Raw genomic sequence first — 22,472 nt, 5'->3', positions numbered from 1 at the left:
ACAGCAAGCAGCTGCCATTTGCTTGGGGCAATGCTGTCGGGTCACGGAGGATACGATGAACAAATTTTGGTTTTTGGCATTGTGCATTACTTTACCGGTACAGGCCGAGCTGTATCGCTGGACAGATGCCGATGGTCAGGTGCACTACAGTGATCGCAAGCCCGATGCGACAAAAGCTGAAGGCGCGGAGGTCACTGAGCAGCAGGTCAAACCTATCAATATCCAAGACAGTGGGCAGGCGACAGCGGCGATGCGGCAGGTATTTCCCGAGCAACACCCACAGCCCAGCCGAACGGATAGTAAACGCAAGAGCGAGATGGCCAAGCGCAAAGAGGAGCATTGTCGCGAGGCGCGGGAGTATTTACGAAAAATCAGCGGACGAGTTCAGTTTATTGATGAAGATGGAAATATGGTCCACGTTTCCGAGCGGGAGCGCCAAGAGCGCCAGGCTCAAATGGAAGCATACGTAAAAGAGCAGTGTTTCTGAATGAAGTCTAACGATTTACTACACAGGTTTATTTTTGACCAGTGCGACATTCGCGGTGAAATAGTCACTTTAGAGCAAAGTTACCAGCAGGTGCTGGAAAATAACCCCTACCCGGCACCTGTACAGCGCTTGTTAGGGGAGTTCTTAGCGGCGGTTACGTTACTGTCCAGCACCTTGAAGTTCGATGGTGTGATTACCCTGCAGGCAAGAGGCGAGGGCGCGATATCGCTGATTATGGCTGAGTGCAGCCATCACAACGAAGTGCGTGCCATAGTGCGCCCGCAACCGGGCCAAGAGATGCCCGAAACGATTGCCAGTTTGCCCGAGCTGCTGGGCAAAGGGGTGTTGGTTATCACGCTCGACCCCGCCATCGGCGAGCGCTACCAGGGCATAGTGCCGCTGGAGGCCGATACACTTGCTGGTTGTCTGGAGCATTATTTCCGTCAGTCAGAGCAGCTCGAGACCCGTTTTTGGTTGGCCGCTAACGAGCAAACTTGCGGCGGCTTACTGGTCCAGGCGCTGCCGCTTCAGGTAGCGAGCAGCCTAGAGCACAATCGTGATCAGTGGGAAACCGCAGTGGCCTTGGCCGATACGGTCACCGCCGATGAACTCTTAAGTGTGGGCCACGATGAGCTTCTATTCCGCCTGTTTAACGAACAGCCTGTGCGCTTGTTCAGTCCGGCCTCTTTAAGCTTTCACTGCAGTTGCTCCCATGAGCGCAGCGCCGAGGCGCTTCAGTCGTTAGGGCGCGATGAAGTGGAGCAGCTGCTGGTGGAGAAAGGCGTAATCACTATCGATTGCCAGTTTTGCAATCAGGTGTATCGCTTTGACGCGGCGGCGGTGCGCGATCTGTTTGGTCAATCGACGCTGCACTAGTAATGAAAAAACTATTAACTTTTATTGGCTTACTGACGGCCGCGACGGTGCACGCTGAACAAACGCCAGAAAAACGCTGGGAGTTGGGTATAGGTGTAGGTGGTATTTACGCGCCGGATTACAAAGGCTCGAAAAGTTATCGCGACTATCTCGCTCCTATTCCTTACGTCGTCTATCGCGGCCCGGTTATTCGCACCGATCGCGACGGCGTGCGTGGAGACTTTTTGCGCACCAATGCCTACGAATTTACGGCCAGTATGGCCGTATCGGTAACACCAGACAGCGATAAGAACGAGCTGCGTCAGGGCATGCCGGAGTTAACCTCTACTCTGGAGCTGGGCCCTGCGGTTAATATTAATCTCAGTGGAGTGGACTTCTCTCAAGGATTGTCACTTACCTTGCCCGTGCGCGCTGTGATTGCGCTGGGGGACGGCTCGCCTGAGTATATTGGTATGGTCAGCGCTCCGTCGCTGGTGTTCCGGCGTGATTTTAGCGGTGGCTGGAAATCCACCCTGCGCGGCGGCCCGGTGTTCGCTAGCGGTAAGTACCACGATTACTACTATTCGGTAGATTCGCAGTATGCGCTGCCCGATAGGCCCGAGTACAATGCACAAAGCGGTTATAATGGCTTTAATTTACAGGGCGCGTTAAGTCGTCGTTTCTCAGATTACTGGTATGCTTTTTACCTGCGTTATTCGAATATCCAGGGGGTGAATTTTGCTGATAGCCCTTTGGTGGAAACCGAGCACAATATCACCGGTGGCTTTGCCATCAGCTGGGTGTTTCTATAAAAGCCGCCGGATGCGGCTTAATCGGCCCGGCGCCAGGTCTGGCTGCGGCCAAAAAGCGAGAAGCCTATAAATCCGCGCACGGTTAGCGTCGCCTGATCTTCCGAAAGAGAAGCTTTGGCTTTATAGACCTTGCCGGACTTGGGGTCGAGAATTTTACCTTCCGCCCACTCGCTCGGCGCCTGCTGGCTCAGCCCCCACATAAAGGTCAGCCCTTCAAGGGGTTGATTGTTAAATTCCCCCGGGCACTTTTTGCAGACCTTGCCGCGGCTCTCTGGCTGCAGCAGTGATTCGATTTTTCCCTCCAGTAGCCCCTCGTCGGTGACCTGTAGGAGCACTATACTTTTTTCGCTACCATCGTCGTCATCGATGGTAATCCAGCGGCCCTCTATGGGCGCGGCCTGGAGGTTAGTTGCAACACCCAACAATAGAAACAGCGCCAGAGCCAAGGTTGTACGTGTTAAAACAGCCATTGCTAGTCCTCCGATCAGTGGGATAACTATAGCCCCGGGACTCTCGCTATGCCAAGGGGGTGGCGGGCCTCTGGTCGGTCTGCCACTGGTTGCGGCCGTTTTTTTTCGCTTTGTACAGGGCGCTATCAGCCCGTTTAAGCAGGTTTTCAATTTTAGTGTCTGTGCCGTCAAATTCGGCGATGCCCAGGCTAATGCTGACATGGGCGCCTATGCTAAAGGCGTGTGCGTCGATCAAGCGACGAAAGCGCTCCGCTGTTTGGCAGGCTTCTTCCAGTCTGGTATTGGGCAGTGCCAGTGCAAACTCCTCACCGCCGAGCCGACCTAAAATATCCGCAGCTCGCAGCTGCTCTCGACACAGATTGCTCATTTCTTGCAGTACAGAGTCACCGGCGATATGGCCATAGCGGTCGTTAACGCGTTTGAAGAAGTCAATATCAAAGATGATGAGAGAAAAAGGCAGCTGATAGCGCAGGCTTTCAGCCAGCCTCAAATTTAACTCGTGCAGTAGCTTGCGGCGGTTATAGACGCCCGTCAGCTCATCCGTTTCGCTCAAATACTGCAGTTGCTGCGCCAGCTTATGGCGCTCGGTAATATTGCTCGCCACCCAGATTACCGCCCGCTCGCCTTCGATCATATTGGGCAGAGGTTGTATGCGGCCTTCAAACCAGAGTTCACCCGCGGGGCCAGTATCGGGGACAATACCCTGGACTTGCGCGGCGGACAGAGGGTATTCAACCAAACGCAGATGTTGTTCCGTCAAAGTAATTTGGATTTGCTGTAAAAACCAATTGGCTTTTTCGGGGGAAAGAACGTCGTGCAGAGTAAAGTTCACTAAGTGGGAGCCGTCGTGATAAAACTGGCGGTCGTGCCCGCCAATAATAGCGACATAGCGACCGGACTCGGTGATGATAAAGACCGGGTCCGGCAAACTGCTCAGTACATCGAGCAGCAGATTGTTGGTCTGGTCTGGCATAACTGGTCTGCTTCGGTGGTTACCTGGTTAAGTTATAGCCTAGACCAGCGGTTGGTGACGGGGATATCTCAGCGGCGCATTGGTACTGGTACGGCGTTGGGTTTTACCAGAGCCTGCTCGGCGTGAAAGCGCTCGTAAGCTTGGGCGTGCACCGAGGCTATGCGCTCCACGGCCTGGTCTAGTTTGGGGTCTTCACAGCCTTCAATATTGTTGAAGAGTGTGTCAATCGTGTCTTGTGCGTTTTTTTTCAAATCCGATTTGTTTATCGCAATCATAAACTGGATATAAGATTGAATGCCGATTTTAGTCTGCATTTCTTTTTCTACCGTGGGCTTGCCTATGACTTCCGGCAATACATAGTCGGGACACTTTTGGCTAATAAAATCCAGCATGGAGTAGTTGGATTGCATGGTGCGAAAGTCGGTCCCCATTTGACGTGGCCCCGCACTGGCAGAGGATCCGATGGCCAGCAGGCCGCTGATGATGACAAGCTTGGAAAATAAATGCATAAGTTTCTGAGTGTACCTAGAGAATATAAATTTTGCCCATTTTAACATTGCTGTGCGCTTCTGTATCAGTTGCGGGGCGAGTTAGCGGCGTCGTTGACAGAGCGGACCCACTGTTCAACCCGCTGGCGTAAAACATCTAAAGGCAGGGCGCCACCGCCCAAAACGACATCGTGGAACTGTTTAAGTTCAAAGCGATTACCCAGCGCCTGCTGCGCCCGGGCGCGCAGAGAGAGTATTTTTTCCATGCCAACCTTGTAGGCGGTAGCCTGGCCGGGCATAACGATATAGCGCTCAACTTCACGCGTGGCGTCGGCGCGGGTCATAGGTGAGTTCTTGAGAAAATAGTCGATGGCTTGTTCGCGGCTCCAGCGATAGTGGTGAATGCCCGTATCCACTACCAGGCGAATAGAGCGCCACAGCTCAAAGCTCAAACGACCGAAATCCGAGTAAGGGTCAGAGTAAAAGCCGAGCTCTTTGGGTACCCGTTCGGCGTACAGGCCCCAGCCTTCAACATATGCCGTGTAATGGCTGTGGCGGCGAAACTCGGGCAATTGGTCCAGCTCCTGCGCGATGGCAATTTGCATGTGATGGCCGGGCAAGGCTTCATGGTAAGCCAGCGCCTCCATTTGATATTTGGGCATAGCGGCAAGATCGTGCAGATTTACGTAGTAAATGCCCGGGCGCGAGCCGTCTTCAGCCGGCGATTGATAAAAAGCCTTGCCGGCTGATTTCTCACGGAACGCTTCAACGGCTTTAACTTTCAGCTCAGCTTGAGGAATATGGCCGAAAAGCTCGGGCAGCTTGCTTTGAATGCTGTGAATGATTGCCCGGGTGTCGGCAAGGTATTGATCTCTGCCGGACTGCGAGTCCGGGTAGTAAAACCTATTGTCGCTTTTCAGCTCGCTAAAAAACGCTGCCAAGCTGCCGTCGTAATCTAATTCGCGCAGCAGTTTGCGCATATCGGTTTGTATCCGCGCTACCTCTTGCAAACCCAATTGGTGTATTTGTGGTGCGGTAAGGGCAGTCGTGGTTACCGCTTTGAGTTTATCGTTATAAAAATCCTGCCCCTGAGGAAATTTCCACGCACCGCTGCGCTGGTCGGCCTGGCTGTGCAATTGCTGTAGTGCTTGAATAAGTCTGTTGTATGCCGGTTGCACACGACTTAAAAGGGCATTGCGTGCATCTTCAAGCAGCTGGCTCTTTTCCTCTTGCGGTAGCTTCAGCGTTTCCAGTTTGCCGGTGAAGTCACGCCATAGCGGGCTTTCTCCGTTGTCGCTAAAGGGTTTGCCGTGCAGGATATTTTCGCTATCGGAAATCACGTACGGGTAGACAAACTCGGGTGCGATAATGCCGTTTTCGGCGCGGCGCATCAAATTGCTAATGAGCTGCGCGAATAACGGTTCTATGCCTTCTAAGCGACTGATATACGCTCGGGCGTCGCTTATGGTGTCGATGCGATGGGTGTTAATTAAAAACGATACTACGCCTGCATGCAGGCCAAACATTTGATTGACCGGGTAGTTGTAGTCGCGCCATTGATAGTGGTCCAACTGCTGCTGTAGGTCGCGTTGCAATAAAGTCAGATTTAACTGATTGGCGGGGTTTAACAAAGAGGCATCCAGCTGCTGGAGGCGCCTTAGTTGATCGGCCGTCAGGCGCCGAGCCAACTCATCGGCGGCGGGGCTGATATCGTCCCATTCGCCGTAATGGGTTTTGCGGCCCAGCTGTGCCTGATACATAGGGCTGAGGGACACTTGCTCAGCAAAGAATTGCTCAAATAAATACTCGGCTTTGGCATTTTCGGACTCGGCAGCGGTGACCGCGAGAGCGTTAAGAGTAAAAAAATACAGGAAAATACCAAAAGCTATAGTGGAAAAGCTGCGCATAAATAAATTTTTCTTGTTGGTTTACTTGCGTTTGTTGTGACGGTGAGAATCCAGCGCAATGTCGGCGCGGCTTTTTAACGTTTCTTTTTCGCGAATGCTGGCAAAGGGATCACTCTCAGAGGTAGTAGTGTCAGTCTGGCGGTTGGTGCTAGTTTTACTGGCCGAATCTCTAGCGGGTTCGCTTGTTGGGGTTGTCGGTTTGGGTGTGAGCACAAATTTCAAATAAAAATAATACAGTGCGGTAATGGCTATTAAGCCAAACCATTTAGCAATGTAGGACAGCCACAAGAGTTTGGTGTCCTGCGCGCCCTGGGCGTAGTCAACATAGTCGCCGTGGATCATGGAGATCAGAAAGTAGCCCAGCAACAACGAAAGAGTGGCGACAATCACCCGGTGGTAACGCTTCCAGATAAGTGTGGCTATGGCTGATTTGGCAAAAAATCGGAACATGAGTGCGCGGCTGTCTTAGGTTAGGGAAACAGGCTGATGCCCAAGGCGGCTACCAGCGCCACAATACCGCGGGACTTGTACTCGCTAATAATTTTATCCTCTTCTTCTTTGACAATGGACTCGAGAATATCGGGTTCATAGTCCTCGGGTTTGCGTCCGTGCAGGTAGATGCGGGTTTTGGCCCGTTCGATAGCCTTGTGGCGAATTTTGCCTGCATACTTACGCTTTACCTTGTCGTAGCTGCGGCGCAGCACATTGTGGCGCTTGTTAGGTTTTAATTCGTTTTCTGGAAGTGTCATAGAGTCACTCGTGTTGTTCGTCGGTCCGGCTTAAGACAGCTTTTTAACGTTCACCGTTCACCGTTCACCGTTCACCGTTCAAGAGGCATTCCCAATCCGGCTTTACCGCATTTTTGGCGATGGCGTAGTCCTCGTCCAGCATTACCTCGCGGCCCCAGCCGGTCAAACCCTCGGCTGAGCCGTCGTCGGTCATGTCCAGATGCTTTTGAGGGTTATTGCCCGGCCCCCAAGACCAGGGTAAGAAGCTGATATCGTACTCCAGAGCGGTTTTAATAATAGCGCGATAGGGAATGGCGCCGCCTTCGGAGTCGTCCCAGCGATCGCCAAACTCGCCTATCACTAGCGGCAGGTCGGCCTCTACGGATTCAATAATTTCGGCGCGCACGCGGGCTTCATCATAGCCCCACATGGCGGGCCACCACATGTGTACCGACAGCAAAATATTGTGCTTGGGATCGACCTCAATCAGTTTGGGGCCGGCCGCTTGCAGGGTGTCTATATCTTTGCCCCAGCCGGGTGCGTCGATCATCAGCGGCGTTTGGTAGCCGGCCTCGCGCAGGCGTTTGATGGCTTTGCTGTAGCCGGCAATGTAATCCTCGAGCGCGACTTTATCGCCCACCTCGTTGCCTATATTAACGATGGTGTAGGCCTGATGCTTGGCGATCACGGCGGCGATATCCGGTCGGGTCCAGTAATCCACCAGAAGCTTGAGCTTGCTCCAGTCGCCGGTGGCATCGTGCAGCTCAATAATGGGCACCAGCTCGAAGCGGCGCGCATTTTTTAGCACTGTGTCCAGCTCGGCGGGTTTGCCTTCGGTGGTCCAGACAATGCGCACTGTGTTGGAGTCGGTTTTGGCGATCTCGCTGAAGCTGGAAAGCCCGGTGCGGTCCATCCAGTACACCATGCGGTTGGGCCCCATAAGCACGATACGAGCATCGCAGGCGTCGTAAAGGTGGCGCCCTTTAACGTAAAAGCCGGGTTTGTCACTGGCGGCCAGCGTTTGGCCGGTGAGCAGACAAAACAACAGGGCGGAAAGTGGAAGCAAACGTGTCAGCATCAGAGCACTCAAATTAAGCTATTGAGTCCCTAGTGTAACCTCTGCGGGGCTACTTGTCCGCCGGACGCAAGCCGGTGCGGCCATCGTTGGCGGGGAAGACGCAAGTAAAAACACTGCCTTTGCCGACCTCGCTGTTAATTTGTAATTCGGCGTCGTGGCGCAGCAGTACGTGCTTTACAATCGCCAGGCCCAAACCAGTGCCGCCAGTTTTGCTGTTGCGACTGGCATCGACGCGATAAAACCGCTCGGTGAGGTGGGGAATGTGTTTGGTTTCGAAGCCGGTGCCGTTATCCGTCACCGAAAAGTACACACTGGGCCCGCTGCGCCACAGGCGCATGGCAATTTTGCCCTTCTCGGGGGTGTATTTTACTGCGTTAATGACTAGGTTAGAGAAAGCGCTGTGCAGCTCCTTCTCGTTGCCAATAATGCTGATGGGCTCGTCGCAGTGCAGGCTCAGCTGTTGCTGCTTTTCGCTCGCCAGCACCCAGGCTTCGGATTTTACCGTTTGTAGCAAAGGCTCCAGCGGCATGCTCTTTTGGTTAAAGCCGGTATCCGCAGTTTCCAACTTTGACAGCATGATCAAATCGTTAATCAACAGCGACATGCGTTTGGATTGCTGTTGCATTTGCTCCAAAGGCTTGTCCCAGGTGGGAATACTGTTATTGTCGGCCAGGGTTTCCAAATAGCCACTAATCACCGTCAGAGGGGTGCGCAGCTCGTGGGAGACATTGGCCACAAAGTCCTTGCGCATTTGCTCCAAGTGGTAAATTTGGGTGATATCGCGCACCACGATCAGCCGTTCGTTTTTACCAAAGCGGGTAATTTGAAACTGCAGGCGTTTGTCGGGAAAGCGCGGCGAGGGTATATCCAAAGGCTCGGCATAGTCGCCTGCTTCAAAGTAATCCACAAAACGCGGGTGGCGAATAAAATTAATGACCGATTGCCCCTGATCGGAATTGTAAAACCCCAATAAGCGTTGCGCTGCAGGGTTCCACCAGTCGAGGTAGCCGCGCCAGTCCAATAGAATAACGCCGTCCTTTAGCGCCGAAGTAGTTTCCTGAACCCGGTTGATAACCGCCTGCAGATTTTTCTTCTCGCGTTTTTGGCGGCGTTGCAAATGGTAGATGGCATCAAACACATCACCCCACAAGCCGGTGGATTCGGGCGGCTGTGCCTTGCGCTTGCCCTGTAGCCAAATATTCAAGCGCAGCATCTGCCACAGGTTCCAGCCGATATACCAGAAGGTACAGGCGACCAGTGTCCAGGCAAGTTGATCGAGCAGAAGGCCGATGACAAAAGCGATGGCCAATACTACGGCCAGGCGTTTGAGTTCGGCGTGAAATCCCTGTAGCAAAGCGGAACCTATTTGCAAATCGGAGCCCGGCGGTACCGGGCTAAAGCGAAGATGGGGCTAGCTTAACCCGCTTTAGTAGAAAAGCGATAGCCGGTGCCGCGCACAGTTTGCACTAAGTTTTCGTGCTGGTCGACGGTGAGGGCTTTGCGCAGGCGGCGAATGTGAACATCAACGGTGCGCTCTTCCACATAGACATTGCCGCCCCATACATGATCCAGCAATTGGCTGCGGGTATAGGCGCGCTCCTGGTGGGTGAGGAAAAACTGGAGCAGGCGAAACTCGGTGGGGCCCATATCCACTTCGCGATCGTTGATGGTAACGCGGTGGCTGGCTGGGTCCAGGCACAAGCCCTGCACTTTAATCGGCTGGCTAGAGGACTGCGGATCGGCGCGGCGCAGCACTGCTTTCAAGCGTGCTACCAGTTCGCGCGGCGAGAAGGGCTTGGTGATGTAATCGTCAGCGCCCACTTCCAGCCCCTGAATTTTATTGTCCTCTTCGCCCTTGGCGGTGAGCATAATAATAGGGATATTGGCGGTGACTTCATCGCGCTTTAAGCGCCGCGCCAACTCAATGCCACTGGTGCCCGGCATCATCCAGTCGAGCAAAATTAAATCTGGTTTTTCATCGATGATCAAACCGTGTGCATCCTGCGCATTCGACGCTTCCAAACACCGGTACTCGGCCATTTCCAGTGCGATACGCAACATATCGCGAATGGCGGATTCGTCGTCAACGATTAGGATGGTGCGACTTGTCATATTGCCTGCCTGTGATCCAACTTTGGTGGAGCGGAAATTCTAAGAGGGAAGAACCTTACCTGGTAATTCGCGGCGGTGAGCGGTTGTTTTCCCGCCGGGGCTCCTCCGTGCAAGCGTATTTAATGTATTAATTGTTGCATATTTATGACAGTTCGGCGTTCATTTTTACATACTGTGTGCTTTAGCGGATATCCAGCGTACCCAAAACGATACCAATAAATACCGCGAGGCCCACCCAGTTGTTATTTAAAAATGCCTTAAAGCAGGGGCCGCGTTGGCGATAGCGAATGAGTTTTTGCTGGTAGATAAACAGCGCTGCCGCGGCGGCTACGCCCAGGTAGTAAAAATTGTTTAGCTCAAAGCGAGGCTTCATTAGTAGCAGGCCAAAAATCACCAGCACCTGCAAGGTGGCGGTGATGACACGGTCCTGATCACCAAACAGCACCGCGGTGGATTTAATACCCACTTGCAAGTCGTCGTCTCTATCGACCATGGCGTAGAAGGTGTCGTATACCACGGTCCAGATTAGCACCGTAAAATATATTAGCCATGTCTCGGCGGGCACAGAATCGCGCACACTGGCAAATGCCATGGGGATACCCCAGGCAAAAGCCGCCCCCAGCACTACTTGGGGTAAGTGGGTATAGCGCTTCATAAATGGGTAGCAACAGGCCAGCGCCAAGCCGCCAAAGGCCAGCCACAGGGTAAGGGTGTTGGTTAGCAGCACCAAAATAAACGCTACGCAGACCAGAGCGGCAAAGACGGCCCAGGCCTCGGACACGGTTACGCGCCCGGTGGCCAGGGGGCGGTCTTGGGTGCGCTTTACATGGCCATCAAAATCGCGGTCGGCATAGTCGTTAATCACACAGCCGGCCGAGCGCATGACAATGGCGCCCAGGGTGTAGATGACAAACAAATCCAATCTCGGCAATCCGTCGGATGCAAGCCACAGCCCCCAGAGGGTGGGCCACAACACCAGCAGCCAGCCAATGGGGCGGTTGAGGCGGGTCAATTGCGCGTAGAGCTTGAGCCGGTTTAGGCTTGCGGTTTTCATGGCCTTTGGTCTCCTGACACCCGGGTGACAAACCCGGGCAAAAATACTTCGCTCACTAAAATGTGCCGGCCGTAAAGCCCAAAAATCGAGCGTCTTCCCCAGAGCAATTGCTGTTTCTGTAATTGGTCGGGTACGCCGGTATAAGGCGGAATGGCGGCGATGCTGATGGGGGAGCGCCCCAGGTTCGGGTGGCTGAAAAGGTACCCACCCAGGGGACGGTTGTCCAGCTGGCGCAAATGCCGCAATGCGCCGGTAAGGCTTGGGGCCGGAAACAAACTGCGCGCATAAACCCAGGGCATTTGTCCTGGCCCCTGCAGCACCACTTCGCGGATTAAACAGGCCTGGTTGGGTTTGCAGCCCAGTGCCCGCGCTTCGCTCAGACGAGGGCGACCCCAGCTTTGGCGCAGTATCTCGACACTTAGCTGGCCCACGCTCAGGCGGCGCAGCTTGGCGGTCAATGAGCCGCTATCGAGTAGCCAGGGGCGCAGCGTTTTAGGCATATTTGGCTGCTGCCCGGCCGGCCGCCATAAACCCCAACCCTGGCGGGCGAAGCGGCGGTCGCGAGCGATGTGGCGCTTTGTAGGGGGCAAAAAAACCTCGGGGTACACAGAAAGCGGAGGCGCTATTCTAGCAGCCAGATACCGCTGCGCCCACTTCGCCCGCTACTTTACCCGCCCTAGGTTGATTGGTTTAATGGCCCATCGCGACAGAAGGATAAAACTATGATCGATACAAACCGACTCCTGGGCTCGGGAGGTGTGCGGTGAGCTTGACCAAGCGCATTTTACTGGCAATGGTGCTGGGGATTGCCCTGGGATTGGTGCTCAATTTGTTTCATGCTCCAGGCGGCTGGCTTGATCGCTATATCGTCGAAGGCCTGTTCGACATAGTGGGCACGGTGTTTGTCAACTCCCTTAAACTTTTGGTGGTGCCCTTGGTGTTTGTATCGCTGGTGTGCGGTACAGCATCGCTGGGCGCTCAGAGTCGCATGGGGCCTATGGCCGCTAAGACCGTGGGGTTGTATGTATTGACGACCGCAGTGGCAATTACACTGGCCATTGCAGTGGCCAGCTTGGTCGGCCCAGGTAAGGGGTTGGGGTTGACCTCTTCAGGCGCTGCGGATGCCGATTTCAGCCTCTCGCTAAAAGACACGATTATCAATATTTTCCCCTCCAACCCGGTGCAGGCCATGGCCGATGGCGTGATGCTACAGGTGATTGTATTCGCCGTGCTGTTCGGCATTGCCATAAGTCGCAGCGGCGAAAAAGGCAAACCCATCGCCAGCTTTTTTAACAATCTCAACGAGGTTGTTATGCAAATGATTCTGATGCTGGTGCAGCTCGCGCCCTACGGGGTGTTTTGCCTGCTGGCCAAGCTTTTTGCGAGCATGGGGTTCGAAGTTTTCGAGGACTTGCTGTTTTACTTTTTCACGGTTATCGGGGTGCTACTGCTGCAGTGTTTTTTGGTCTATCCCACCTTGCTAAAGACCTTGGCGGGACTGAACCCCTTGGTGTTTTTTCGCAAAATGTACCCGGTGCAGGTGTTTGCTTTCAGCACCGCCTCCAGCAATGCGACTCTGCCCTACACCCTGAGTACGGTAGAAAAAAAGCTGGGGGTGGATAACAAAGTTGCCTCTTTTACTCTGCCTTTGGGCGCCACCATCAATATGGACGGCACCTCGATCATGCAGGGTGTGGCGACGGTATTTATTGCTCAGGCTTATGGCGTTGATGTGGGCATTACCGGGTATCTGATGGTGGTGTTGACAGCAACCCTGGCCTCAATTGGTACGGCCGGGGTGCCGGGTGTGGGCATGGTTACCCTGACTATGGTGTTGCAGCAGGCTGGCTTGCCAATCGAGGAAGGCATTGCACTGATTATCGGCGTGGACCGGTTATTGGATATGCTGCGAACTTCGGTAAATGTGACGGGCGATGCCACGGTAACGGCGGTGGTGGCGAAAAGCGAAGGCTTACTGGAGCCCGCCACGTACAATGCGCACTTGCCGGAAAGCGCGCAATAAAAAACCGGCCGCAGCCGGTTTTTGTGTGCGCCCTGTCAACCATTAGCTGGGAGACAGGGCGCCGGCAATATGCTCGAGTTCCTCGGATGATTCAATGATATTCACCATCGCCGCTTCGGCCTTATCGCGGGGTAGGCCCAACTCGTGAAACAGCGATTCAGCAATTGCGTGTTTGGGCCCGCGGCAGATACCATGCTGGCGTAGCAATCCGCTGGCAACATAAACCAGCTTGGCGTAGGCAGCGTGCTCGCCCTGGTAAAAAGGGTTGCTCTGCTCGCGCAGTCCAACCACGACTTCCTCTGGCATATTCCATAGCTCCATCAGGGTACTGGCAATTTGATCCCGGGTTATCCCTATCAGGTGACGCTCAATCGCCTGGGGCGATGCATGCGGGTTGGCTTCGCTGAGGCGGCAATACTGAGAATAGTAGGGTGGAAAAACCTCGGCCATGACCAGGGCGCCGAAATTGTGCAGCAGGCCGGTCAAATAGGCCATGCCAAAGCTCGGGCGTTGCTCGCGGGGAATGGCAGCTACTAAGCCCTCGATGGTGGCCGCCATATACACTGCCTGCTGCCAGTATTGCAGTTCACCGTCCGGGCCGTCTTTGGGCAGGGATATGGTTTTTCCCAGCGCCAGACCCAGGGCCAGGTTCAGCACCATATCAAAACCCAGCACCCGCACTATGGCGTCGTGAATGGATTTAATTTTTCCCGGTGCCGAATAGTAGGGCGAGGCGGCCCAGCTGACCACTTGCGCCGCCAGGCTTGGGTCGGTGCTGACTATTTGCGCCAGATCGGAGATATCGGCGTCGGGATCTACCCGCAATTTGATAATACGCTGAGCGGTATCCGACAAAGGCGGCAGCTCCAGTGTTTCTTCCAGCCGCTGCTTGATCCGCAACTCGGTAAAGTTGCGCACCGCGGTCTCGATTTGCTGTATTTGGTCTTCGTTGGGCTGCGCTTTTTCCAGTGCCGTTAAGGGTGTGGAAATATCGCAGACAATTGCGTCGGTCAGAGTTTGCTGAAACTCCGAACCCAGTACTTGAATAAGCTGCGACTCATCGCCGGAGTCAAGTAGTAAGTTGTCGCGCTGTAACAGGGACTGATCCACCAGCGTTAGCAGCCCGGCGACTTGGGGCAGGGCGGGAATCGAGTTGCACTGGTGGGTTTCGTAAAATTGTTGCAGAGCCTGTTCACCTACCGCGTGCAGCTGGCGGTCGAGGTGGCGGTTTACCGCTGAGATATCCAGCAGGCTGTCAGCGGCAAAAACTACTTGCACCTGGCCGATGTCGTCTTGCAAAAGCATGGAGCGAGCGGCACCCACATTGCGCAGATGTTCGTCGTGCCAAACCAGCGAATTGCCTTCGTTGACGGGGGTGGCGGTCAGGTCGTAGCGGATATTCTGATTGCTGAGCAGTGTTTCAACATTGGTGGGTACTGGCACGTGAAAAATCTCCTGTAAACTCGCCTGCGCGACCATTTTTGGCGTCTTTTTCCGTTATTGTTTGCATTTCATTCAGTGTAGTCGGAAAGACAATGGCATCTTATGCAGAGTAGCAGTAAATATAGTGTCTTATAGAGCCGAATACTATGCCCGGCGTGATTTGGCGCATACTTTTTCACTAAAGCTCGGGGTTCAGTCACCCGCCAAAGGCTGAGTGAGTTATTGTCGCCGGGTTTTGAATCACCCTGCCGCGGGCCTCAATGCACGGGCCCGTTACGCGCCGAGATAGCGTTCGCGCCCACCCAGCCAGCGCTCGACAATAGCTGCAGCCCGCTCTGGATAGTGTGCGTGAATATGCTCTGCCGCTTGGCGCACAACTGGCAGCAAGTGACTGTCACGCGCAAGATCGGCAATGCGAAATTCCATTTCCCCTGTCTGCCGGGTGCCCAGCACTTCGCCAGGGCCGCGTAGCTCTAAATCCTGCTCGGCGATATAAAAGCCGTCGTTGCTCTCGCGCATAACCCGCAGCCGCGATTTGGCGTGTTTGGATAGTGGCGAGCCGTACAAGAGCACGCAGGCACTTGCAGCTGCCCCACGGCCGACCCGACCGCGCAGCTGATGCAACTGCGATAGCCCGAGGCGCTCGGGATTTTCAATAATCATCAGGCTGGCGTTGGGTACATCCACACCCACTTCAATCACGGTAGTGGCTACCAGCAAATGAATGTCGCCGGCTTTAAAGGCCGTCATCACCGCGTCTTTCTCGGCGCCTTTCATGCGCCCGTGAACCAGCGCTACCTCAAGCCCCGGCAGCTGCTGTTGCAAAGCCTCGGCGGTGGCCTCGGCGGCCTGCGCCTCAAGTGCTTCAGATTCTTCAATTAAAGTGCACACCCAGTAGGCTTGGCGGCCCTCGGCGCAGGCGGCACGCACCCGCTCAATGACTTGAGCGCGACGATCGTCCGCGATCACGGCCGTGGCTACTGGCGTGCGACCCGGTGGCAGCTCGTCGATTACCGAACAGTCCAGATCGGCATAGGCGCTCATGGCCAGGGTGCGGGGAATAGGCGTCGCCGTCATGATCAGCTGGTGCGGGGTAAATTCGTCCCGCGCTTTTTCACTCAAAGCCAAACGCTGATGCACGCCAAAGCGGTGCTGCTCGTCGATGATTGCCAGCGCCAGATCGGCAAAGGCGACCTCCTCCTGAAACAGGGCGTGGGTGCCGATCACCAGCTGCGCCTCGCCGCTGGCGATGGCGGCCAGAGCCTCGCGCTTTTGCTTGGCGCGCATCCGACCGCTTAAAAACACCGGGGTAATGCCCAGCGGTGTCAGCCAGGCGCTAAAGTTGATGCGGTGTTGTTCGGCAAGAATTTCGGTGGGCGCCATAACCGCCGCCTGTTTGCCACAGGCGATGGCACTGAGCGCCGCGAGAGCCGCGACAATGGTTTTGCCCGACCCCACGTCGCCCTGTACCAGCCGCAGCATGGGTGTGTGCTGTGCTAGGTCGGCGGAGATTTCGGCACTGACACGTTGCTGAGCGCCGGTAAGAGAAAAGGGCAGTTGCGCTTTGAGTTGTTCGCCTAGCTGCTTCAGGTCTTTAAGAGGGGCGGCTTTTTGTTGTCTGGCGCGGGCGCGAAATTGCAGCATGCTCAGCTGCTGCGCCAGTAGCTCCTCGAACGCCAGGCGTTGTTGGTATGGGTGCACCCCGTCTGCCAGCTGCTGAATATTGGCATCGGCCGGTGGTTGATGCAAAAGGCGCAGAGCTTCGGCCAGGGGTATCTGGTGCAAGTGGCGGCGCACATTATCCGGCAGCAGCTCCTCAATGGGGGTATGTTCAAGCTGTGCTAAAGCCTGCTGTGTGAGCGTTCGCAGGCGCGGTTGAGTCAGTCCCTCGGTGGTGGGGTAGTGGGGCGTTAAGTTGCCTGCTAAGGGCTGGGGCTGGTTCTGCTCCAGCAATTCGTATTCCGGGTGGACCATTTCCAGGCCGGTGGCGCCGCGTCTGGCTTCGCCAAAGCAGCGCAGGCGGGCGCCAGTCACCAAGCGCTGTTTTTGCGCGGCGTTAAAGTGGAAAAAGCGCAAGCTGAGGGTGCCGGTGCCGTCCTGAATGCGGCACAGCAGTGAGCGGCGCCTGCCGTAGACCACATCGGCGGCGCGCACTTCGCCTTCAATAACGGCATTTACCGAGGGTTGCAGCGCGCCTATGGGCAGCACGCGGGTGCGGTCGGCATAGCGACCGGGCAGGTGAAACAGCAGCTGCTGCACGGTGAAAATACCGAGCTTGGCCAGTTTTTGCTGCAGCGCCGGACCCACTCCCTTCAGGGTGCTAACCGGTCGGGTGGCGAGGCTGTCGCCTGTTTGCGCCATGAGGTTAGTTAATAAGCTTGATCAGCGGGTTATCGCGCTGGCAGCGGCGGATGGCGTTGCGCAGAGCATCCACCGCCTTAAAGCGGGGGAAGCTGGCGCGCCAGGCCAGCGCCACGGTGCGCTGAGGGCCCTTGCCGCTAAAAGGTCTGGTTACCAGTACATCCTCGCTGTAACCGGCGGTGCTGGCAGCCGAGACAGGCAAAATGGTAATCCCGAGGCCCGAGGCCACCATATGGCGCAAAGTTTCCAGCGAGCTGCCCTCGGCGGCGGTGCGCACCTTGCCTTTGCTACCTTCCAGTGAGGGCTGCAGATTGGGGCAGGTTTCCAGCACCTGATCGCGGAAACAGTGACCTTCCCCCAATAGCAATACTTCTTCGTCGTCCAAGGCGCGCGGGTCAATGGCATCCTGTTCAGCCAGCGGGTGGTCTTTGCGCAGCAGCACCACAAAAGGTTCTTCATACAGTGGTTGGGTAACCACATCCGCCTCGGTAAACGGCAGGGCCACAATAATCACATCCAGCTCGCCCTTGCGCAGCTTGGTGCGCAAAGTGCCGGTATAGCCTTCCTCGACGTACAGCGGCATGGCCGAGGCTTCTTTTTGCAGCTCGGGAATAAAATAGGGCAGTAAGTAGGGGCCAATAGTGAAAATGGCCCCCACCGCCAGGGGGCTGGACAGCTGGTCTTTACCCTCGTTGGCAATGTCTTTGATTGCCGAGGTCTGCTCCAGCACCAAATTGGCCTGAGCGACAATCTTCTCCCCCAGCGGGGTAGCGGATACGCGAGATTTGGAGCGCTCAAACAGGGCCACGCCCAGCTCTTCCTCTAACTTCTTTACCGCGATGCTCAGCGTCGGTTGACTGACAAAGCAGCGCTCGGCGGCGCGACCAAAATGTTGTTCTTGAGCAAGGGTGACGATGTAGCGCAATTCTGTCAGAGTCATGGGCTTGTAATCAGTAAGTGAACGATGGGCACCAATCTAGCAAAATGGATAGAAAAAAACTATTGATAATCGGCTGCGGTGACTTGGGCGAGCGTTTAGCGGCTCAGGTGGCAGATGAATACGAGGTCTATGGCCTGCGTCGCAACCCACCCGCGAGCGGTATGGAGGACATTCACTATCTGCGTGGCGACGCTGCCGACGGCCAGGCTATGGCCAGTGTTTTACAGCGTGAATTTGACGCTATAGTGCTGACCCTGACACCGACCGGCCGCGGTGACGAGGGCTACCGGCGCGGCTATGTAGAGCCGTGTCAGGTGCTGGTCCGGGCCCTCGCGGGGCGCCAGCCGCGGGTTATTTTGGTCAGCAGTACGTCTGTGTACGGTCAGAGCGACGGCCAGTGGCTGGATGAAGCGGCCGAAGCGATGCCCACACGCTACAACGGCGAGCGGTTGTTGCAAGCGGAAACTGTGCTGGCGGAGGCAGGTCTGCCATTGGTGGTTCTGCGCTTGGCGGGCATTTACGGGCCGGGCCGAACGCGATTAGTGCAATCGGTAGCCGAGGGCAAAGCGAAGGCCTCGCCAGCCTACACTAACCGCATTCATGCCGATGACGCTGCCGGGTTTATGGCCTGGGTGCTGCGGATGGAGCAGCCGGATGCTCTTTATCTGGTGAGTGACGGCGAAGCGCCCAGTAAGGCGGAGGTGGTCAACTGGCTGGCGGAGCAGCTAGGTGTTGCCCGGCCTGCGCCAGAGGATGCGGAGAATCTGAATAAGCGCATTGATAACCGGCGCATGCTGGCCACCGGCTATCAATTGCAGTATTGCGGTTACCGCGAGGGGTTCAGCAAGCTTATCCCGCAGTGACCATGACGCCATCGGCCTCAATTTGAGCGCCCTTAGGCAGCTGGCTGATGCCGATGGCGGCGCGAGCGGGGTAGGGCTCATCAAAATACTCGGTCATGACCTCATTGACGATGGGGAAGTTTCCGAGATCGGTGAGGTAAATATTCAGCTTCACAATATCCTGCAGGCTGCCACCGGCCTCCGAGCAGACCGCGCTCAGGTTTTTAAAAACCTGGTGGGCTTCGGCGGCAAAATCGCCAGCCACCATTTCCATGGTTTCGGGTACCAGGGGAATTTGTCCCGACAGGTATACGGTGCCGTTGACCTTGACCGCTTGCGAGTAAGTGCCAATGGCGGCGGGTGCGTTTTCGGTATGGATAATCGCTTTGTTGGGCATATTGTTTCCACTACGTAAAAACCGCCGAGTATAGCGCGTCCCTCCCGCACCCGCCAAGATGTGCCGCCCATGGCGCTGATTTGCCGCCCATCACTTTTTCCTCTCCTCAGGCGTCTGCCCAGATACAGTGACAGCGACATTTACGCACTTACTTTGCCAGGAGAAATTTATGAAGCGTTTACTTATTGCTGTGTTGATGACGCTGGGATTTATTGTGTCAGTAGCGGTAGGCTCGGCCAATGCTGCGGACAAGCGATTTGATGTGAAAGTTACCGGCGAGGGGCCGGCGATGATTATGATTCCCGGGCTAAATACGCCCGGCAAGGTCTGGAATGAATTGGCTGACCACTATCAGTCGCAGTATCAAGTTCATGTTCTGACCTTGCACGGTTTTGCCGGCGCGGCGCTGAAAAGTGAGCCTTCTTTGGCCGCCGTAAAAGACGACTTGCTGGCCTACATAAGCGAGCAGCAGCTGGACGCCCCTGTGCTTGTGGGGCATAGTCTCGGTGGTTTTCTGTCTCTCTGGGCGGCCAGCGAAAAACCCGCAGCCGCGGGGTCATTGGTGATAGTGGATTCGCTGCCATTTTTTCCGCTGGTGTTTAATCCCGGCGCTAGCGAAGACAACATGGCGTCGATGGCCAAGCAACAGACTCAGGGCATTGCCGGCGCAGACGAGCAGGGGCGGCGCCAGTACTACCAACAGAGTATTCCCGGGCTGGTTGAGGACAAAGACGATGTCGAGCGCGTAGTTGCCTGGAGCATGACGTCCGACCCGGCCATGACGGCTCAATCCATGTACGAAATGATGACCACAGATTTACGCGATGACTTGGCCGCTATTGACGTGCCGACGCTGGTGTTGGGCAGTTGGTACTCGGCCAAAACCTTTGGTGGTACTATGGAATCTGTTGCCGAACATATGCAGCAGCAATACGAACAGCTCGATGGCGTTGAGATTACCCTGCACGAGTCCGCCCGCCACTTTATTATGCTGGACGACGCCCAATGGACCATGGCGCGCATGGATGAATTTTTACAATAACTCACAGACACACCCGGCTGGACGCCATTTTCTATGCGAGCACCTTCCTATGTAAAACCCTCGCAAAAGAGGTACTACGCTCTGCAGGGCGTCGGCTGGGGTATTTTTTCCGTGATGCATGTGTTGTTTTCAACCATGAACTTGCCATTCAACGTTTCCACTGTAGTGAACGGGGTTTTTATTGGTGCTACGGGTTTGTTGGTGTCCCACGGACTGCGTCTTTGTTATCTGACGCACTGGTTTAACATCAACCAAATTTGGTCGTTGCTTGTTAAAGTTTTGCTGTGTGTGCTGGTTGCCACAGCATTGTGGGAGCTGGCCATTATTGTGGTGTTGCATATAGGAATGCTCAATTATTATGACTGGAAAACCATCAGCATCCCCGCCGCCATTTTCTGGTATTACTACTATTTTGTAGTATTGAGTCTGTGGTCGCTGTTGTACTTCTCCAGCAAAATTGTGATTGATCGTCGCCGCGACCTGGTGGAAAAGCTGCAGCTGGAAATCGCGCTTAGAGATGCCACCCTGCAGAACTTAAAGTGGCAGATGAACCCGCACTTTTTGTTTAACTCGCTCAACAGTGTGCGTGCCATGATTCGCGTTGATCCCGACAAGGCCCGCGAAATGGTTACCCAAATGTCTGGTTTGTTACGTCAATCGTTGCGCAGTACAGAGCGACAAACCATACCCCTGCACGAAGAGCTCGACAGCGTGCGCGCTTATCTGGCCTTGGAAAAAGTGCGGTTCGAAGAGCGGCTGGAATACGAAATTGAGGTGGACGACGCACTGCTTGAGCAACCGGTATTGCCCATGAGTTTGCAGACCTTGGTCGAGAATGCACTCAAGCACGGTATCAGCCAGTGCCCGCGTGGCGGTTGGGTCAAGGTGCGAGTCGCCGAGGAGCGCAATCAAGTGCTATTGACTGTACAAAACAGCGGGCAATTCGATGCCTCTGCGCCGCAAGGCACGGGACTTAGCAACACGCGTGCGCGCTTGCAGCTGGTGTTTGGTGAGGGGGCAGGTCTTGCGGTGTCACAGCAGGGGGATGATTCAGTGGAGGCGATCTTGTGGCTGACAAAACAATAAACACACTGATTGTCGACGATGAACGTCTGGCGCGCGACGAGTTGCGCGAATTGTTATCCGAACATTCGGATATCCAAGTGATTGCAGAAGCTGGCAACGCGGATGAGGCCATGGCTCGCATTGAGGATTGTCAGCCCGATCTAATATTTCTGGATATTCAAATGCCGGGCAAAAGTGGCTTTGAGCTGCTCGCTCAATTGGGGCCGGGCCCACTGGTGATCTTTGTGACTGCCTATGATGAATACGCCGTGCGCGCGTTTGAAACCAGCGCCATTGACTACCTTCTTAAACCTGTTGAGCCCGCCCGCCTCGCCAAAGCACTTAAGCGCGCCCGTATTGACTATCACTCCCGTTCGTTCAGCGAGGCTCCCCTCGCGGCCGAAGATAAGGTGTTTTTAAAAGATGGCGAGCGCTGCTGGTATCTGCCTCTGTCCGATATTGGTTTAATGGAGTCGGTGGGCAATTACACTCAAATTCGATTGAGTGATGGCAAGCCCTTGATTCGCCGCTCACTCAATCAACTGGAAAGTCGCCTCCCACCCGCGCTTTTTTTTCGCGCCAGTCGGCAACACATTGTTAACCTCGCTCATGTCGAGCGAGTGGATACGGCCGTCAATGGAAATCTCGAATTGGTTTTGCGCGACGGCAGAGCGGTGGAGCTTTCCCGTCGTCAATCACAGTTGTTTCGCGAATCACAATCTCTCTAGTTATGTGCCCTCGGTAGTCGCAAGGTAAAGCTCTTGTGTATCGACGACAAACACGCTGCCGTCGTCCAGCTCGATGGTAATGGTGAAAGTGTGGCGTTGGTACTGCGGCGCTTCAGTAAAAAATAAATTGAGCGAGCGCCGTGCCGGAGGTTGTTCAGCCAGGTAGGCGGAAACACTGTCGGTATGCACGCCGTAGTCATCCCAATATCGGTTCATAATCGCGGCCAAATCGGTACCCGCCGGGTAAGCATCGGTATAGGCGTTATCGCTGACTATTTTAATAGACTGAATGGTTTGCGTGGGCTGCGGGGGGACGGGGCTACAGGCATTGGCAGTGGGGAAAAGGCTCCAGCGCGTAGTCTCCTCGCGCGCCACATAGACGTTCGCCTGGCTTTCGAGTTGGAGACCTAAGTGGTTCCATGGCACCGGCTCGGTGGTGGTCGGCTCGCCATAATCGTAGGTGGTCGTTGTTACGGGGTCGCTGTGTTGCCTGGTGGAGATATCGTAATCGGTAATCACAAATTCCCGGTAGGGGGGTAAATCGCCGCAGTCGGCTATGCCTTTGCTGTCGCCGCCACAGGCGCTGAGCAAAATAGAAAGACAACATAAGTGGGTGAGTGTCAGGCGCATTCTCGATTCCTTGAGATTTATCGATTACCGGGAGGAT

24 protein-coding genes are annotated in these 22,472 nt (G+C 55.1%); 8 read left to right on the top strand and 16 right to left on the bottom strand.

Going from position 1 to position 22,472, the window contains the following annotated elements:
* The first annotated feature begins 55 nt into the window (after positions 1-55).
* From NHM04_RS10030 to NHM04_RS10020, 3 genes are read left to right on the top strand one after another with little or no spacing between them, the layout of a single operon-like run.
* Positions 56-487 carry a DUF4124 domain-containing protein gene (locus NHM04_RS10030; protein ID WP_254263658.1) on the top strand — a complete coding sequence of 144 codons (432 nt, stop codon included), beginning with the start codon at positions 56-58 and terminating at the stop codon, positions 485-487.
* Positions 488-1,363 carry an Hsp33 family molecular chaperone HslO gene (hslO, locus tag NHM04_RS10025; RefSeq protein WP_254263657.1) on the top strand — a complete coding sequence of 292 codons (876 nt, stop codon included), beginning with the start codon at positions 488-490 and terminating at the stop codon, positions 1,361-1,363.
* A gap of 2 nt (positions 1,364-1,365) precedes the next feature.
* On the top strand, positions 1,366-2,154 hold the full coding sequence (locus NHM04_RS10020; RefSeq protein ID WP_254263656.1) for a MipA/OmpV family protein: 789 nt from the start codon (positions 1,366-1,368) through the stop codon (positions 2,152-2,154).
* Between the two features lie 17 nt (positions 2,155-2,171).
* Here NHM04_RS10020 and NHM04_RS10015 read toward each other — a convergent pair whose 3' ends face one another.
* The 11 genes from NHM04_RS10015 to NHM04_RS09965 all read right to left on the bottom strand — a co-directional run bounded on the left by NHM04_RS10015 (position 2,172) and on the right by NHM04_RS09965 (position 11,554).
* Positions 2,172-2,624 (bottom strand): DUF2147 domain-containing protein, encoded by a 453-nt coding sequence (locus tag NHM04_RS10015; protein ID WP_254263655.1) that lies wholly within the window; start codon positions 2,622-2,624, stop codon positions 2,172-2,174.
* Between the two features lie 46 nt (positions 2,625-2,670).
* Positions 2,671-3,597, bottom strand: a complete 927-nt coding sequence (locus tag NHM04_RS10010) for a sensor domain-containing diguanylate cyclase (protein ID WP_254263654.1) — start codon at positions 3,595-3,597, stop codon at positions 2,671-2,673.
* Positions 3,598-3,665: 68 nt separating this feature from the next.
* The gene (locus NHM04_RS10005; RefSeq protein ID WP_254263653.1) at positions 3,666-4,106 is read right to left on the bottom strand and encodes a hypothetical protein; all 441 of its coding nucleotides are present in this window, start codon (positions 4,104-4,106) and stop codon (positions 3,666-3,668) included.
* A 65-nt stretch (positions 4,107-4,171) separates the two neighbouring features.
* Entirely contained in the window at positions 4,172-5,992 is a 1,821-nt protein-coding gene (locus NHM04_RS10000) for a DUF885 family protein (protein ID WP_254263652.1), read from the bottom strand.
* Between the two features lie 21 nt (positions 5,993-6,013).
* Positions 6,014-6,442 (bottom strand): hypothetical protein, encoded by a 429-nt coding sequence (locus NHM04_RS09995; protein WP_254263651.1) that lies wholly within the window; start codon positions 6,440-6,442, stop codon positions 6,014-6,016.
* 20 nt (positions 6,443-6,462) lie between these two features.
* The gene (locus NHM04_RS09990; protein ID WP_254263650.1) at positions 6,463-6,741 is read right to left on the bottom strand and encodes a dihydrouridine synthase; all 279 of its coding nucleotides are present in this window, start codon (positions 6,739-6,741) and stop codon (positions 6,463-6,465) included.
* A 64-nt stretch (positions 6,742-6,805) separates the two neighbouring features.
* Entirely contained in the window at positions 6,806-7,798 is a 993-nt protein-coding gene (locus NHM04_RS09985) for a cellulase family glycosylhydrolase (RefSeq protein ID WP_254263649.1), read from the bottom strand.
* A 49-nt stretch (positions 7,799-7,847) separates the two neighbouring features.
* The gene (phoR, locus tag NHM04_RS09980) at positions 7,848-9,170 is read right to left on the bottom strand and encodes a phosphate regulon sensor histidine kinase PhoR (protein ID WP_254263648.1); all 1,323 of its coding nucleotides are present in this window, start codon (positions 9,168-9,170) and stop codon (positions 7,848-7,850) included.
* Between the two features lie 44 nt (positions 9,171-9,214).
* Positions 9,215-9,910, bottom strand: coding sequence for a phosphate regulon transcriptional regulator PhoB (gene phoB, locus NHM04_RS09975; RefSeq protein ID WP_254263647.1), 696 nt, complete (start codon positions 9,908-9,910; stop codon positions 9,215-9,217).
* A gap of 181 nt (positions 9,911-10,091) precedes the next feature.
* Positions 10,092-10,964, bottom strand: coding sequence for a 4-hydroxybenzoate octaprenyltransferase (ubiA, locus tag NHM04_RS09970; protein WP_254263646.1), 873 nt, complete (start codon positions 10,962-10,964; stop codon positions 10,092-10,094).
* Positions 10,961-11,554 carry a chorismate lyase gene (locus NHM04_RS09965; RefSeq protein ID WP_371872541.1) on the bottom strand — a complete coding sequence of 198 codons (594 nt, stop codon included), beginning with the start codon at positions 11,552-11,554 and terminating at the stop codon, positions 10,961-10,963. The genes ubiA and NHM04_RS09965 overlap by 4 nt, the downstream gene beginning before the upstream one ends.
* A gap of 173 nt (positions 11,555-11,727) precedes the next feature.
* Between NHM04_RS09965 and NHM04_RS09960 the strand changes: the two genes are divergently transcribed.
* On the top strand, positions 11,728-12,987 hold the full coding sequence (locus NHM04_RS09960; protein ID WP_254263644.1) for a dicarboxylate/amino acid:cation symporter: 1,260 nt from the start codon (positions 11,728-11,730) through the stop codon (positions 12,985-12,987).
* A 42-nt stretch (positions 12,988-13,029) separates the two neighbouring features.
* Here NHM04_RS09960 and NHM04_RS09955 read toward each other — a convergent pair whose 3' ends face one another.
* The 3 genes from NHM04_RS09955 to NHM04_RS09945 all read right to left on the bottom strand — a co-directional run bounded on the left by NHM04_RS09955 (position 13,030) and on the right by NHM04_RS09945 (position 17,731).
* Positions 13,030-14,430, bottom strand: a complete 1,401-nt coding sequence (locus tag NHM04_RS09955) for an aminoacyl-tRNA deacylase and HDOD domain-containing protein (protein ID WP_254263643.1) — start codon at positions 14,428-14,430, stop codon at positions 13,030-13,032.
* Between the two features lie 273 nt (positions 14,431-14,703).
* Positions 14,704-16,791 (bottom strand): ATP-dependent DNA helicase RecG, encoded by a 2,088-nt coding sequence (gene recG / locus NHM04_RS09950; protein ID WP_254263642.1) that lies wholly within the window; start codon positions 16,789-16,791, stop codon positions 14,704-14,706.
* 4 nt (positions 16,792-16,795) lie between these two features.
* Positions 16,796-17,731, bottom strand: a complete 936-nt coding sequence (locus NHM04_RS09945; RefSeq protein WP_254263641.1) for a hydrogen peroxide-inducible genes activator — start codon at positions 17,729-17,731, stop codon at positions 16,796-16,798.
* 44 nt (positions 17,732-17,775) lie between these two features.
* Between NHM04_RS09945 and NHM04_RS09940 the strand changes: the two genes are divergently transcribed.
* On the top strand, positions 17,776-18,594 hold the full coding sequence (locus NHM04_RS09940) for an SDR family oxidoreductase (RefSeq protein ID WP_254263640.1): 819 nt from the start codon (positions 17,776-17,778) through the stop codon (positions 18,592-18,594).
* Here NHM04_RS09940 and NHM04_RS09935 read toward each other — a convergent pair.
* On the bottom strand, positions 18,581-18,970 hold the full coding sequence (locus NHM04_RS09935) for a RidA family protein (protein ID WP_254263639.1): 390 nt from the start codon (positions 18,968-18,970) through the stop codon (positions 18,581-18,583). The genes NHM04_RS09940 and NHM04_RS09935 overlap by 14 nt on opposite strands.
* A 169-nt stretch (positions 18,971-19,139) precedes the next feature.
* Between NHM04_RS09935 and NHM04_RS09930 the strand changes: the two genes are divergently transcribed.
* From NHM04_RS09930 to NHM04_RS09920, 3 genes are read left to right on the top strand one after another with little or no spacing between them, the layout of a single operon-like run.
* Positions 19,140-20,012 carry an alpha/beta fold hydrolase gene (locus NHM04_RS09930; protein WP_254263638.1) on the top strand — a complete coding sequence of 291 codons (873 nt, stop codon included), beginning with the start codon at positions 19,140-19,142 and terminating at the stop codon, positions 20,010-20,012.
* 33 nt (positions 20,013-20,045) lie between these two features.
* Positions 20,046-21,098 carry a sensor histidine kinase gene (locus tag NHM04_RS09925; RefSeq protein WP_254263637.1) on the top strand — a complete coding sequence of 351 codons (1,053 nt, stop codon included), beginning with the start codon at positions 20,046-20,048 and terminating at the stop codon, positions 21,096-21,098.
* Positions 21,080-21,805 carry a LytTR family DNA-binding domain-containing protein gene (locus NHM04_RS09920; protein WP_254263636.1) on the top strand — a complete coding sequence of 242 codons (726 nt, stop codon included), beginning with the start codon at positions 21,080-21,082 and terminating at the stop codon, positions 21,803-21,805. The genes NHM04_RS09925 and NHM04_RS09920 overlap by 19 nt, the downstream gene beginning before the upstream one ends.
* On the opposite strand, the gene NHM04_RS09915 is transcribed toward NHM04_RS09920, so the two are convergent.
* On the bottom strand, positions 21,806-22,435 hold the full coding sequence (locus NHM04_RS09915) for a hypothetical protein (RefSeq protein WP_254263635.1): 630 nt from the start codon (positions 22,433-22,435) through the stop codon (positions 21,806-21,808).
* Positions 22,436-22,472 lie beyond the last annotated feature (37 nt).

The organism is Gilvimarinus sp. DA14 (assembly GCF_024204685.1).
Lineage (GTDB): Bacteria > Pseudomonadota > Gammaproteobacteria > Pseudomonadales > Cellvibrionaceae > Gilvimarinus.
This window is presented reverse-complemented; position numbering and strand designations above follow the sequence as displayed.

Bases quoted from the DNA above. Each gene is read 5' to 3' on its own strand.
- NHM04_RS09930 (WP_254263638.1), top strand. From the start codon at position 19,140: ATGAAGCGTTTACTTATTGCTGTGTTGATGACGCTGGGATTTATTGTG.
- ubiA (WP_254263646.1), bottom strand. From the start codon at position 10,964: ATGAAAACCGCAAGCCTAAACCGGCTCAAGCTCTACGCGCAATTGACC.
- NHM04_RS10010 (WP_254263654.1), bottom strand. From the start codon at position 3,597: ATGCCAGACCAGACCAACAATCTGCTGCTCGATGTACTGAGCAGTTTG.
- NHM04_RS09935 (WP_254263639.1), bottom strand. From the start codon at position 18,970: ATGCCCAACAAAGCGATTATCCATACCGAAAACGCACCCGCCGCCATT.
- NHM04_RS10015 (WP_254263655.1), bottom strand. From the start codon at position 2,624: ATGGCTGTTTTAACACGTACAACCTTGGCTCTGGCGCTGTTTCTATTG.
- NHM04_RS09945 (WP_254263641.1), bottom strand. From the start codon at position 17,731: ATGACTCTGACAGAATTGCGCTACATCGTCACCCTTGCTCAAGAACAA.
- phoB (WP_254263647.1), bottom strand. From the start codon at position 9,910: ATGACAAGTCGCACCATCCTAATCGTTGACGACGAATCCGCCATTCGC.
- recG (WP_254263642.1), bottom strand. From the start codon at position 16,791: ATGGCGCAAACAGGCGACAGCCTCGCCACCCGACCGGTTAGCACCCTG.
- NHM04_RS09940 (WP_254263640.1), top strand. From the start codon at position 17,776: ATGGATAGAAAAAAACTATTGATAATCGGCTGCGGTGACTTGGGCGAG.
- NHM04_RS10020 (WP_254263656.1), top strand. From the start codon at position 1,366: ATGAAAAAACTATTAACTTTTATTGGCTTACTGACGGCCGCGACGGTG.
- NHM04_RS09925 (WP_254263637.1), top strand. From the start codon at position 20,046: ATGCGAGCACCTTCCTATGTAAAACCCTCGCAAAAGAGGTACTACGCT.
- hslO (WP_254263657.1), top strand. From the start codon at position 488: ATGAAGTCTAACGATTTACTACACAGGTTTATTTTTGACCAGTGCGAC.
- NHM04_RS10000 (WP_254263652.1), bottom strand. From the start codon at position 5,992: ATGCGCAGCTTTTCCACTATAGCTTTTGGTATTTTCCTGTATTTTTTT.
- NHM04_RS09995 (WP_254263651.1), bottom strand. From the start codon at position 6,442: ATGTTCCGATTTTTTGCCAAATCAGCCATAGCCACACTTATCTGGAAG.
- NHM04_RS09990 (WP_254263650.1), bottom strand. From the start codon at position 6,741: ATGACACTTCCAGAAAACGAATTAAAACCTAACAAGCGCCACAATGTG.
- NHM04_RS09985 (WP_254263649.1), bottom strand. From the start codon at position 7,798: ATGCTGACACGTTTGCTTCCACTTTCCGCCCTGTTGTTTTGTCTGCTC.
- NHM04_RS10030 (WP_254263658.1), top strand. From the start codon at position 56: ATGAACAAATTTTGGTTTTTGGCATTGTGCATTACTTTACCGGTACAG.
- NHM04_RS09915 (WP_254263635.1), bottom strand. From the start codon at position 22,435: ATGCGCCTGACACTCACCCACTTATGTTGTCTTTCTATTTTGCTCAGC.
- NHM04_RS10005 (WP_254263653.1), bottom strand. From the start codon at position 4,106: ATGCATTTATTTTCCAAGCTTGTCATCATCAGCGGCCTGCTGGCCATC.